Here is a 13,236-nt window from a genome sequence, read left to right on the forward strand (position 1 = left end):
TAAAAAATAACTTTCATTGCTTAAAAACATCTGTATTCACTAAACTTTTGTGTGTAATCTCTTTGACTGTCTGAGCACCTGTCAATATCATAGCTACCCGCATTTCATTGGCAAAAAGATCAAGCAGGTGAGTAACACCTTTCTCACCTGCTGCAGCAAGCGCATAAACAAAAGCACGACCAATCATAACGGCATCTGCGCCTTGTGCAATCATGCGTACAACATCAAGACCAGAACGCACACCAGAATCCACTAAAATAACTAAATCACTCTTTACAGCCTCCACAATTGCAGGCAACGCTCGTGCCGTTGATAAGACACCATCGAGTTGGCGTCCGCCATGATTGGAAACAACAATACCATCAGCACCAAATTGTACTGCTTCTCGCGCATCTTCTGGATCAAGAATACCTTTTAAAATCATTTTTCCCTTCCAAAAATCGCGAATCCATTGTAGATCATGCCAACTAATTGATGGATCAAAATTTGCCCCAAGCCAACCAACATAATCATCCAGTGCAATCTTCTTTTTGAGATAGATGGAAACATTTCCAAGATCATGGGGGCGCCCCATAATACCAACGTTCCAAGCCCAATGCGGATGCATAAAAGCTTGTAAAAAACGGCGTAATCCAGCATAAGGACCAGACATCCCCGAATGCGCATCACGGTAACGTGCACCTGGTACTGGCATATCAACTGTAAAAACCAACGTACGGACACCAGATGCCCAAGCGCGCTCTAATGCATCACGCATGAATCCACGATCTTTGAGAACATAAAGTTGAAACCAAAATGCATCTCCAACTGCTTCTTGCACTTCTGCAATAGGACAAACTGAAACAGAAGATAGAGTAAAAGGAATCCCTTTTGCAACGGCTGCACGCGCAGCTTGTACCTCACCACGGCGTGCATACATGCCCGTTAGCCCAACAGGGGCAAGAACAATTGGTAAATTAAGTGTCTGATCAAAAAGCTTTATTGAAAGATCAACACCACCAACTTGCCTTAGAATCCTTTGACGCAGTGCAAGTGCTCGAAGATCGCTACAATTACGTCGTAATGTTTCTTCAGTATAAGCCCCACCATCAATATAGTGAAAAAGAAAGGGAGGAAGACAACGCTTTGCGGCCTTGCGATAATCAAATGTTGAAGAAATAATCATTGGTGGCACCATTGTTCCTAAATAAAAAGAGAAGACATCCTAAAACACATAAGAGCCCCCAGTATCTCCTCTTTGATATCTTCCCAAAACGCTCTATTGAATAGATAAAGGTAACAGAGATTGCAACTTTCTAAAAAAACTCATTGATAAAAACAACGTCTTTTTTCTCTTTTCCAAATTTAAAACCTCAGAGTATGGAGGAGGATCAGTAACCTATTATTCATACATTTATACATCGTTCATCTAAAATTGAAGTGCTAGGCTTTACTGTAAACAGATGCCACTTTGAAAGCTATTGCGCCGCCAGTTTGTTCATTGTAATTCAAAGTTATCTCTCCCTTAAAAGTCTATTGACATTATTTTTTATAAGAATAGAGAGTCTCTTATCACGTAAAATAAACTATAATTCTTCCAAAATATACTAGGTATTTAAGCTCTAAAACAATGAAGTTTATAGCAGCATCTAAGTCTTGCATGTTTGTTTTGAAAATCAAATACGTTATTGTTATATTGAGCTTTATTAACTTGTTGATTTATTATTATAATGCATATGCAATGACTTATTGAAATAAGAATTGAATACCGTAAAACTCTTTCATTTTAGATCTTTTTACGATGAAATAATTGGAACTATTCTTTCGTTCACCATAAACGAAGCTCTTATGGATAAAAACTCCTTTAAAAAAGTAACAATGCCTCTCATATTTTCTAAAATGCAAGGGTAATCATAACTTTTAAAACTGAAAAATGCATAATACCGGTTTTGTGAAGAATAATATTTTCTTACTTAAAAGGTATTTCCTGCATATACTTTATCAAAACTCGTAGTTTTTATAGCTCATTTAAAATGCTTGGATAATTTTAAACCCTGTGCTTGATAATGTGACCCAACATCATGTCCATAAAGGGCTGATGGTCGATTAAGCATATGCTCATAGACCAAACGGCCAATAATTTGACCATGCTCTAAGATAAAGGGAACTTCATGACTCCGCACTTCTAGAACCGCTCGTGCCCCTTTACCACCGGCTTCCATATGCCCAAATCCTGGATCAAAAAAGCCTGCATAATGCACCCTAAACTCACCTACTAAAGGATCGAAAGGGGTCATTTCTGCGGCATAAAGCGAAGGCACATGAACAAACTCTCGTGAGACTAAAATATAAAATTCATCAGGATCAAGAACTAGCTCCCTTTGACCACGATCAAAAAGAGGCTCCCAAAAATCTAAAACGTGGGCAGCAGCACGTTTATCAATATCAATAACACTTGTATGATGTTTACCACGATAACCTATAAGCCCGTTTTCATCTCCTTTTAAATTAATGGAAAGTCCAATACCTCCAGCATTAATATTAGGAAGATCATCCGATATCAGCATTTCTTGCCTTTGCAAAGCGTACAGCTCAATTTCATTTAAATAACTTTGTCCTTTTCTAAATCGAAGCTGTGATAAATGCGAGCCAGTACGTACCAAAATTGGAAATGTTCGTGGACTAACTTCCAAATAAAGCGGACCATGATAACCAGCACAAATTTTATCAAACTCTTGAGCATTATCCGTAATGACCCGTGTAAAAATATCTAATCGTCCCGTCGAGCTTTTTGGATTGGCAATAGCAGATAAAAATTCTGGTAAGGCCAAATTTTCTAAAAGCGGAACGATATAAACACACCCCGTTTCCAAAACAGCTCCATCTCGTAAATCAAACTCATGCAACTTTAACCGTTCAAGCTTATCCAAAACTTTTGCCTCAAGACCCGGCATAAAGGAAGCACGTATACGATAAGCTTTCTCTCCTAAACGAAGATCAAGACTTGCGGGTTGTATTTGAGATCTATTAAACGGATACAGAGCCTTCAGAAAGTTATTATCAATCAAAGCTTGTATATCACTATCTGCTAAAATACCGCTTAGACGCGCCATATATGTTGCCTTCCCTTTTTACACTGTTTCTTTTTTGACCTAGATGATAAATTGGTGCAAGCTATTTTAGGATGATCAAAATTATTTTTTCTATTTTTCCAAGTCATTTATTAATATTTCGAATAATGAAAAATATTTAGTATAATACGCCCTCAAATAATAAGAAGCGTTTAGAAATAATACCTCTCATTCTTGAATGTTACACAAATGATGTTATCATAATTTTCTATAACCCCCTTAAGAATCCTGTTAGAATTTATTATGATTATACGTCATCTTAGCGAAAATATTATTAATCAAATCGCCGCTGGTGAAGTTATTGAACGGCCAGCAAATGTTGTCAAAGAACTTGTTGAAAATGCTATTGATGCTGGTGCAACGCGCATCGAAATTATGACAGCAAATGGGGGGAAAAATTTTATAAAGGTAAGTGATAATGGTTGTGGGATTCCTGCTGATCAGTTAACTTTAGCCGTTTCTCGCCATTGTACCTCAAAGATTACCGATGACGTACACAATATCTGCTTTCTCGGGTTTAGAGGAGAAGCCCTCCCTTCTATTGGTTCTGTTGCTAAACTTAAACTCATTTCACGGACAAAAGAAGCTGAGAATGCTGCTGAAATTTCCGTTACTGCAGGAAAAATTGTAGGTCCCAAACCAGCTGCTGCAAATCTGGGAACAATTGTTGAAGTTCGAGACCTTTTCTTTGTCACGCCAGCACGGTTAAAATTTATGAAAACTGATCGAGCTGAAACAAATGCTATTAGTGATATGATTAAGCGAATTGCTATCGCATTTCCACATATCCGTTTTTCTCTTTCAGGACTAGACAGAACATCTATGGAACTGTCTGCGACAGAAAATAATACTCAAGGACAATTACAACGTATTACCCAAATTATGGGAAAAGAATTTGCCCCTAACAGCATTGCATTGAATGCTGAACGCGAATCCGTGCGCTTAACGGGGTTTGCTTGTTTGCCGTCTTTCAACCGAAATAACAGCCTTCATCAATTTGCTTATGTTAATGGACGTCCGGTGCGTGATAAATTTCTATGGGGTGCAATTCGAGGTGCTTACGCTGATGTCATGACACGGGATCGTTATCCTGTCGCTATTCTTTTTATTGATCTTCCTCCTACTGAGGTCGATGTTAATGTCCATCCAGCCAAAGCTGATGTCCGATTCCGTGATCCAGGATTAATTCGTGGTTTAATCGTTGGAGCAATTCGTGAAGCATTGCAGCAATCTGGTATTCGCCCTACTTCAACTCGTTCTGAAGCAATGCTTGCAGCTTTTCAAACACAAAAACCTTTGGCACAACAACCATTGGGCAATTTTAAAAACGCTCACCAATCCTCTTCTTACAGCTCGCAGTCTCATCATTTTTCCGCCGCTTCAATGGTTCACAAACCGCTCGATAGTACTAGCTCTTTTGGTTTAAAAGAAGATGCCACACCTATCATGGAGGGCTTAAATACACCAAGTGGTGCTACCTACCCAAGCACTATACCTTCATCAGAAGAGTTATCTTATCCTCTAGGTGCGGCTCGAGCACAAATCCATAAAAACTATATTATCGCCCAAACTCAAGATAGTTTGATCATTGTCGATCAACATGCTGCGCACGAACGATTGGTCTATGAAGCACTTAAAAATGCCCTTTATACCAAATCACTTCCTTCACAATTATTACTGATTCCTGAAATTGTAGAACTCTCTGAAGAGGATGCAACATGCCTCTTAACGCACAAAGATGCTTTGCAAAAATTTGGATTAGGAATAGAACCATTTGGACCTGGTGCAATTCTTGTACGCGAAACGCCTTCCATGTTAGGAGAGCTCAACGTGCAAGCTCTTATTAAAGATCTCGCAGATGAGGCGGCTGAGTATGATACAACAAACAATTTAAAAGCAATGCTTGATTATGTTGCAGCAACGATGGCTTGTCACGGCTCAATACGGTCAGGGCGCCTTTTACGCCCCGAAGAAATGAACACACTGTTACGACAAATGGAAGCGACACCTAATACAAGTACGTGTAATCATGGACGTCCTACTTATATTGAACTTAAATTAGCAGATATAGAACGGCTTTTTGGCAGAAAATAAACGCTTAACTCTTTTGACAAGAAAAATATTTTTAAATTAATTCTCGACTTTATAATATATCTTATGGCATTTTTTTGAATGATAATGTCAAGTAAAAAGGAACTAAAATGTTTTCCGATGATGAACGCGAAGCAAAGGTTCGTTATTCTAACAATGGGTATGACATTGTAGAATATGGAACCTATACTATTTGTGCCGTTAGCGGGCAAAAAATCCCTATAGATGATTTAAAATATTGGAATCATCATCGCCAAGAAGCGTATGCTAGTTGTGAAATTTCCTATAACCGTGAACTTGAATGCAACCCATATCTCAAGCAATTGTTACAAAAAGAATAGCTCCTTAAAAGCTACAAATTTAACCTTTGCCCTTTCTGACAAGAAAATTCATAGGAACGTTTTCTAAAGCGGGTTATGACCTCTTCAAGGAGCATACGACAGAAATCTTTTTGAAGAAAATCGACTTCTACATCAAAAACAATAAGATTTTTCAAATCTTTTTGCGTATGAATTGTCTGTATACGAATATAATCTTTAGCTGTTGTCGCTAGCCATAAATTGTGCTTTTGAGCTTTTTGTATAAGAACTGTTAAGTTTTTATCGGTGAAGAAATAGTGATCTGGATAGGTATAAGTTTGCACCACATGACCAGACAATTCTTTAATAGATCGAAAAAATTTATTTGGATTGCCAATCCCTGCAAATGCCAAAAATGATTTTCCCGCAACCTCATCAGAGGCTCTTGCCTTAAGATGAGCACGATGTAAAGGTTTTCCCGTACGCGCAACAAGAAAAGCAACCTTATCATGCGCATCTGGGTGACCAATCAATAAAACGCTATCCATAAAAGAAAATTGCGTTTTTAATGGTACACGTAAAGGTCCTGCTGGAAAGACAGCTCCATTCCCAAAACCACGCATCGCATCCACAACAAGTAACGCATAATCCATATAAAGGCGACGGCTTTGAAAACCGTCATCCATTAAAATAAGATCACATCCCTCTTTTTGCAGCCGTTGTGCTGCTGCATAACGATTAGCCGATACAGCAACAAAAGCATGCCGTGCCAATAAAAGGGCCTCATCTCCAACATCGCGTGCAGTATCATATTTCCCATTTACAAGATGCACTCCTTTAACGGCTCCACCATAACCACGTGATACAACACCAGGAACGAAACCAAGTTCTTTAGCCACTTTGGCAAAAGCGATAACAACCGGCGTTTTACCCGTACCACCACATGTAAAATTTCCAATACATAAAACCGGAAGATCAATCATGGGAGGCTGTCTTGCCATAAAACGATGTGCAAAATAGCCATACCCCAATGAAACTGGAGCTAATAAAACACGCAAAAAACTTTTATTTTTCCACCAAAAATGGGGAGCACTAATATGCATATCCACCCTGACGCTGACGTAAACCTGTTTGTATGACAAGGGGTTGTAAAAATGGATCTAAAATCTTTAATGTGCGCTCAAGTGCACCTGCCATACCCGTTGCGACCTCATGAGCCTTATCAACCATTTCTTGTCGCAATGTTTCATTTGTTAAAAGTTTATACACTTGGATCGCAAGCTGTTTTGTATCTTGAACCATGTATGCTGCATCACGCGTTAAAAATTGTTCGAACATCTCTTGAAAATTTGAAACATGAGGTCCCGTTAAAATAGCGGAATCCAGCAAAGCCAATTCCAATGGATTATGACCACCCTTTCCACATAACGACTTACCAATGAAAGAAACTTTCGACAAACGAAGAAAAAGTCCCATTTCTCCAATCGTATCTCCCCATAAAATGTCGGTATTCATATCTGGAATAGCATTTCTGCTTCTCCGAATAAAACGTAAACTCTGATTGTCACATTTTTTGATAAGATCTTCTACACGTTCAGGATGACGAGGTACAATAATTGTCAACAAATCTGGCAAATAATTTTTAACAATCTTATGAACCTCAAAAGCTACCTCTTCTTCCCCTTCATGCGTTGAAATAGCGGCCCAAACTGGACGGTTGCCGATAGCATTACGATAACGTGCAAGCAATGCTTGATCTTCAACCAAAAAAACATCAGCCTTGAGATTACCAGAAAACGTAACAGATTTTACGCCAAGTGTATGGTAATAAACGCTATCTCTTTCGTTCTGACTAATCGCCAAATCAATATTCTCAAAAATATGTTTGGCAAGAACGCGCCGCTTTTGCCACGCTTTAAAAGAACGTTCAGACATATGGGCATTAACCAGAATCTGCGGAATACGCATTTTGGCAAGTTCTTTAATACGCAGAGGCCAAATTTCCGATTCACAAACCAAAACGAGATCAGGCTTCCAATGACGAATAAAACGCCGCACGACAAAATCTAAGTCCAAAGGCGCATATTGATGAATCAACCGATTCCCAAAATGTTTTTTCACAAGAGAAGAAGATGTCACCGTCCCCGTTGTCAATAAAACATTTATTTTTAATGATAAAATATGATTAATAAGTGGAACAAGCGCAAGTGTTTCTCCCACACTTGCTGCATGCAACCAAACTAATGAACCTTGAGGACGTAGAAGGGAGCTTTTACCTAAACGCTCTTTTTTGCGACACCACTCTTCTTTTCCACGGATAGCACGAAAAAACAAATAAAAAGGGATAACAGGATATAAGCAAAAGCCAATCATCCGATAGGTTAAAAGAGCTGCATGTGCCTTTAATTTTACCATTTAACATCACCTCATCCAGCTGTTTTGAGATACCTATAGGCTTATTTTGTTAAAAAATTCATCAATACTCTTTGGTTCACATCCATATTTTTAAGACTATCCATATCTTGGATACAAAACATTTCTCCTATGAGAAAATTGAAGAAGCTAAAGGAAAAGAAATACAATTTTATCCCCATCTTTTTTTAATCTTCCTATAAGAATAGCATATACACAAAATACAATAGAATAGATAAACCATTGACTATACAATGTCTCTTTTCCAGCTTTCTTTACTCTTCCATATGAAATAGGTACATTTATAGCCATATTTTTTCTCAGATTTAAAGGCATTTCAAACATTAATAATACTCACAAATTTTTATATGAACGTAATATGCTGTACATTATTCTATTCCAATCACAATCATGTTGAACTTACCCTGTTTTATAAATTCCATATTTGTCTTTGCATAACCAAGAAAAAATAGAGTAAAAACTTTCTCAATCTGAGAACAAAACAGCTCCAAGACAATACTACTTGTGTAAAAAAAGTGATAACAAATGAATGATATGCGCCTTTGTGTCTTTGCAATTGTCATCTAAACCTATCTTATAAATAAAGAGATATACCTCATTGCTTTCACAATAAAAACTTGCGCAAATCACCCTCTCATCAGTAATTGCTCCTCATTTTACCAAAGGCACTTTAAAATGTATTGCCTCTTTTTTGAACTCTTTTACGCACTTTGACATCAAATACAGAAACCTCAATCACAGGATATTCGCGTAATCAGGCAATATATTGATGTATAATGATTAACCATTGCGTAACTTACCGCTGAATATCGTAAAATTCTTCTATTTAAAGCCAACTTATGTTGAAGCAATAAAAACCTTTTGCTTATGCACAACAGGTGGAGGGGGCATAGATAAAAACATACGGGAAAGGTACAGTAATACCTCTTATGCCCTCTCTCAAGTGCTAAAATTTATTCTCATCGTTTGAACTCACAAAGTGTACAATGACGTAAGAGAAGAATTTTTATAATATTTAAGCGTAAAAGATGGTAATATAATAATGGATTTTATTCCTTGCGCGAACACCATTATGAAATGGATTTGACACCTTGAGAAAGGTTCCCTTAGGAAATCATATGAGTTTACAATAATACTAGCATTTTGTTCTATGGCATTTTATTTTTCTTAAAATCTCTCTTATGAGAGAGCACGATAAACGAGCGTAAGATAGCGGATATAATGCCTCAATATTTAAGCTTTACTCCGCATCGCCTGTTTCATTATCAAGAAACTGATGCAAATCCACGATGTAATAACGTTGTAATGCATTATCTACACTGCTTTGCGCTTTTGCCTGCCATGCTTCTTTAGCAGATTGATAACTTGAAAAAATACCAACCACATCTAAATCATCAGGATTCTTAAATTGATTACTCTTAAGATTTTTTAATTCACCACCAAATACAAGGTGTAGATATTGTTTTTTTCCGTTGGTTTCGGTCATATGTGCCTCCATATCATTCAGATAATTTTAGCGTGCTTTTATGCGATTAAACTAACTTTGCTTGATGAACAACATCTATCATATCCTGACAGCAATTATTTTTACCAGCAATTAAAAGTCCATATTGATAAGGTTCAATTCCGTAAGACAATAAAGGGGCATCAAGCGATAAAAACCGCCCCCCACACTCGTGCAAAATAAGATCAGCTGCGGCAATATCCCATTCATGACAATTCGGACGAACTAACACAATATCGATCTCGTCTTGAGCCACGAGAACAATACGATAAGCAAGAGAGGGAAGATAATGGTAAAGACTGACTCGATTGAGAAAATCATCTGGTAATTTTTGTGCGAGCGATTTATCAAGCGAAATTTTATATTTTCGATGAACCTGAAGAGCTAAACGAGGAAGTTTTATCCCATTTAATGTTGCCCCTCCACCCGTGACAGCTGCATAGACATCTCCTTGAGCCGGACATTGTAGAACGCCCACAATAGGACGACCATCTTCAATAATAGCAACCGAAATACACCAATAAGGACTGCCAGAAAGAAAACCTCGTGTTCCATCAATAGGATCAACCACAAAGGAGCGTTTATAACTTTGTTGTTCTCGATTATCTTTTGTTTCTTCTGAAATCCATCCATAATTTGGACGCGCCCCAAGAAGCTTCTCTTTCAAAAAATGATCAATAGCAAAGTCTGCCTCACTGACCGGTGAATTACCCTCTTTCATCCAAACATCCAACGTGCATCCAAAATACTGCATTGCTAAATCTCCTGCCTCTCGACAAACGTCATGCAAAAGATTTAAATCAGAAAAATGATGCGTATTATTTTCCTGCAAGTGTCATCCCTTCAATTAACAATGTTGGAGCCGCTGTACTATAACGCCGATCAATATCATTGGCTGGTGTTAAATGTGCTAACATATGAAGCAAATCAGAACCCAGCGTTACTTCACTCACCGGATAAGCAATTTCACCATTTTCAATCCAAAAACCAGAAGCACCCCGACTATACTGACCGGTAACAAAATCAATGCCATGGCCGAATAATTCTGTCACATAAAATCCATTTCCTAAACCTTTTATCATATCGCAAGGTGATACTAAACCCGGTTCAATAGCAAAATTTGTACTTGTCGGCTGCACTAATGACCCCGAACGTACACCGTGTCCATTTGTTTGAAGTCCCAATTCACGTGCTGTGGATGATGAAAGAAGCCAGTTTTTTAAAATACCATTTTCAATAATATTGAGTGTTTGCCCCTCTATCCCTTCTCCATCAAAAGGATGAGAAGCATTTCCCCGTAATCGCAAAGGTTGATCGGTCACATTCACATTAGGCCTCATCACTGGCTTACCTAGAAAGTCCTGTAAAAGACTCGTTTTACGAGCCACAGAAGCTCCATTGACCATAGAGGCGATATGTCCTGCAATTCCACGCGCTGTACGCGGACTAAAAATAACATTAACGCCTCCTGTCGCTGCACGAACTGCCCCCACACGTCGAACTGCACCAAGCCCTGCATTCTTTCCCACAGTTTCTGCATCCTCTAAATCAGAAAAATGTAAGCCTGTTGTGTAATCGTAATCGCGCTCCATCTGTGTCCCTTCCCCCGCAAGAGCACTGCAAGAACGTGAAAAGCAACTGGAGCGATAAGCGCCACAAAAACCATCGCTGGTCACAAGAATAAACCCACTACGGCCATAAGCTGTTGCAGCGCCGCCAGAATTGCTTACACCTTTAACATCAAGAGCTGCCGCTTCTGTTTTTAAAGCATCCTCTGTTAAAAAATGACTGCTGGGTACAAAATCATCAAAAAGATCAAGATCTTTAGGATTCTTAACCAAACACTCTTTATCTGCCAAACCTTCAAATAAACTATCGGGAGAAGCTTTAGCCATTGCAACAGCACGTTCTGCAAGTTCTTGCGGATAAGACGCTAAATTAGCAGAAACACTTGCTACTTTTTTTCCAACAAAAACCCTTAGAGTAAAATCATTGCTCTCCGCTGCTTCTGTCGATTCGACTTTCCCAAAACGAACAGATACACTGGTGGAATGCGCATGAACAATAACAGCATCAGCAGCATCCGCCCCAGAACGCCTTGCCGCTTCAACCAACGACGCCGCTTTCTCAATCTGGTTCTTGTCAGTCATTATAGACTCCCTAAAATATTTTATTATTTACATTGGTAAGCACTCTGACAAATTTATACCAATCAGAATATAACTCTTGTGTGTTCATTCATAAAATTATGCACGTCTTATGCATTTTTTAAATGCATTAAATCACTTTCCTTTTAGCTGCTTTATGAAAAGATGCAATATGTCGTAAAATTTCTTTAGTTTCAAGATTTCTCATCGGCCCTTATCATTTTAAAAGCTCAATCTGCAACTCACAATCAGATCAATAGAAGACTTAGCAATAACTCTTGGAATTAAGCCAAAATCTTCAAAAATTCAACAAGCATAAAACACACGTCTTTTGTTCTCTGAAGTGTCAAATAACCTCCCTCATTCCTATAGAATTCTTTAATGTCTCCACAAGAATCAAGAAAACGATTTATCTTTTTGGATATTGCTTTACTTCTATAAGCTCTCTCGTAATGAAATGACAATCTTGTGACTATAAATAGTGTAAAATATCGTGACAATACTGGCTACAGCTTCACAAGAGCAGAAAAGAGTTTCTACAGTTTTCTTATTTTCAATGAAAAAATCATCTTATAAGTTTTTATATAACAAAATAAAATTTTATAACTTTTATAAGATCTTTAGGGAAAAATTAATCCCGTAAGATGATTTGGCACGCTTTTAATGGCTAATTAAAAAGCTTATTAATTTGTGATACACTCATAACCGGTTTCATCCTAACAAGGCTATAATTTCAGTATCTTTTAAAAGGTCAACTTCTTTATGAAGACACATCAGATAGCTTTATTTTCAGTAAGAGCACGTCTGCTCATTTCAATCATTGCATCGCGAAGATGTAACTTAATTTTTGATCCAATAATCATTCCAAAGAAAGGAGAAAGTAAACCAGACATCGTTACAGTATGACGAATTTTGTTATTTGAAGAACCAGATTTGGTTGAACAAATATATTCATGATCAAAACTCATGCGTGTAAAAGGAAGTTTCGCATAATCAGAAAAACAAACATTTTTTATAACTTTATCAAGTGTAAAAGTTACTATTGGTCCTTTTTTAGGTTTCATACGTCCTACAGCGCCTTTTTTAAAAGCACCAGAAAATTCTACCCATTCAAGTTCATGATCCCAGCAAGTCCATGTTGCTACGTCTTGCCACATAGACCAAATTTGCTCAGCACTTGCTTGTGTACTAATTTCTTCACTATAGGTCCATTTAAACATGATAAGCTCCCCTTTTTTACAAAATCAGATATCTTTAGTGACAAAGAGTAATATATCAATTACTCTTAAAGCTCCACAAAAATAAGATATTTAATATTTTCAATTGTCCTTAATAGAGAATGATTAAATCAACAAGCGATATTAATAAAATAAACACACGAATGTTCAGTATAAATGAATACTATTGTCTACCTTAAATAAAAATATCTGTTTTTTACGTCCATACAATAACAAAGAGGGAATTTACGCACCATTTAAGATATCAATGTAGTTTGAATTAATAAATTAGCCCATAACTTGCAAAAATGAGCAGCAACACATACTGCCACTCTTGGGTACAATACTATTTACACCTCAAAGAAATTTGGGTTAGACAGAAAATCAGATGGATTCTCTATATATTAAAAGAGCGTATATTGTAAAAGCTTCGCT

The 13,236-nt window shown here is 37.5% G+C and carries 10 protein-coding genes; 2 read left to right on the forward strand and 8 right to left on the reverse strand.

Annotated elements, in window-relative coordinates; translation table 11 throughout:
* Positions 1–13: 13 nt before the first annotated feature.
* Together lldD and PVV70_RS02940 are read right to left on the reverse strand one after the other, a co-directional pair.
* On the reverse strand, positions 14–1,165 hold the full coding sequence (gene lldD / locus PVV70_RS02935; protein ID WP_273757805.1) for an FMN-dependent L-lactate dehydrogenase LldD: 1,152 nt from the start codon (positions 1,163–1,165) through the stop codon (positions 14–16).
* Between the two features lie 838 nt (positions 1,166–2,003).
* A complete protein-coding gene (locus tag PVV70_RS02940; RefSeq protein ID WP_273757806.1) occupies positions 2,004–3,092 on the reverse strand; it encodes a 2'-deoxycytidine 5'-triphosphate deaminase in 1,089 nt (362 codons plus the stop codon).
* A gap of 261 nt (positions 3,093–3,353) precedes the next feature.
* On the opposite strand from PVV70_RS02940, the gene mutL reads away from it, so the two are divergent.
* Both mutL and PVV70_RS02950 read left to right on the forward strand, forming a co-directional pair.
* Complete coding sequence (gene mutL / locus PVV70_RS02945; RefSeq protein ID WP_273757807.1) at positions 3,354–5,204, forward strand: DNA mismatch repair endonuclease MutL; 1,851 nt, start codon at positions 3,354–3,356, stop codon at positions 5,202–5,204.
* 107 nt (positions 5,205–5,311) lie between these two features.
* The gene (locus tag PVV70_RS02950; protein ID WP_273757808.1) at positions 5,312–5,542 is read left to right on the forward strand and encodes a DUF2093 domain-containing protein; all 231 of its coding nucleotides are present in this window, start codon (positions 5,312–5,314) and stop codon (positions 5,540–5,542) included.
* A gap of 11 nt (positions 5,543–5,553) precedes the next feature.
* Here PVV70_RS02950 and lpxK read toward each other — a convergent pair whose 3' ends face one another.
* The 6 genes from lpxK to PVV70_RS02980 form a co-directional block, all read right to left on the reverse strand.
* Complete coding sequence (gene lpxK / locus PVV70_RS02955) at positions 5,554–6,603, reverse strand: tetraacyldisaccharide 4'-kinase (RefSeq protein WP_273757809.1); 1,050 nt, start codon at positions 6,601–6,603, stop codon at positions 5,554–5,556.
* Positions 6,593–7,915: a lipid IV(A) 3-deoxy-D-manno-octulosonic acid transferase gene (gene waaA, locus PVV70_RS02960; protein ID WP_273757810.1), complete on the reverse strand. Its 1,323-nt coding sequence runs from the start codon at positions 7,913–7,915 to the stop codon at positions 6,593–6,595. Before waaA ends, lpxK begins: the two co-directional genes overlap by 11 nt.
* 1,258 nt (positions 7,916–9,173) lie before the next feature.
* Positions 9,174–9,419: a DUF4170 domain-containing protein gene (locus PVV70_RS02965; RefSeq protein ID WP_273757811.1), complete on the reverse strand. Its 246-nt coding sequence runs from the start codon at positions 9,417–9,419 to the stop codon at positions 9,174–9,176.
* Between the two features lie 46 nt (positions 9,420–9,465).
* Positions 9,466–10,269 (reverse strand): 3'(2'),5'-bisphosphate nucleotidase CysQ, encoded by an 804-nt coding sequence (locus PVV70_RS02970; protein WP_273757812.1) that lies wholly within the window; start codon positions 10,267–10,269, stop codon positions 9,466–9,468.
* Entirely contained in the window at positions 10,256–11,587 is a 1,332-nt protein-coding gene (locus PVV70_RS02975; protein ID WP_273757813.1) for a TldD/PmbA family protein, read from the reverse strand. The genes PVV70_RS02970 and PVV70_RS02975 overlap by 14 nt, the downstream gene beginning before the upstream one ends.
* Positions 11,588–12,357: 770 nt before the next feature.
* Entirely contained in the window at positions 12,358–12,804 is a 447-nt protein-coding gene (locus tag PVV70_RS02980) for a hypothetical protein (RefSeq protein WP_273757814.1), read from the reverse strand.
* Positions 12,805–13,236 lie beyond the last annotated feature (432 nt).

It is taken from the genome of Bartonella sp. AU55XJBT, assembly GCF_028618525.1.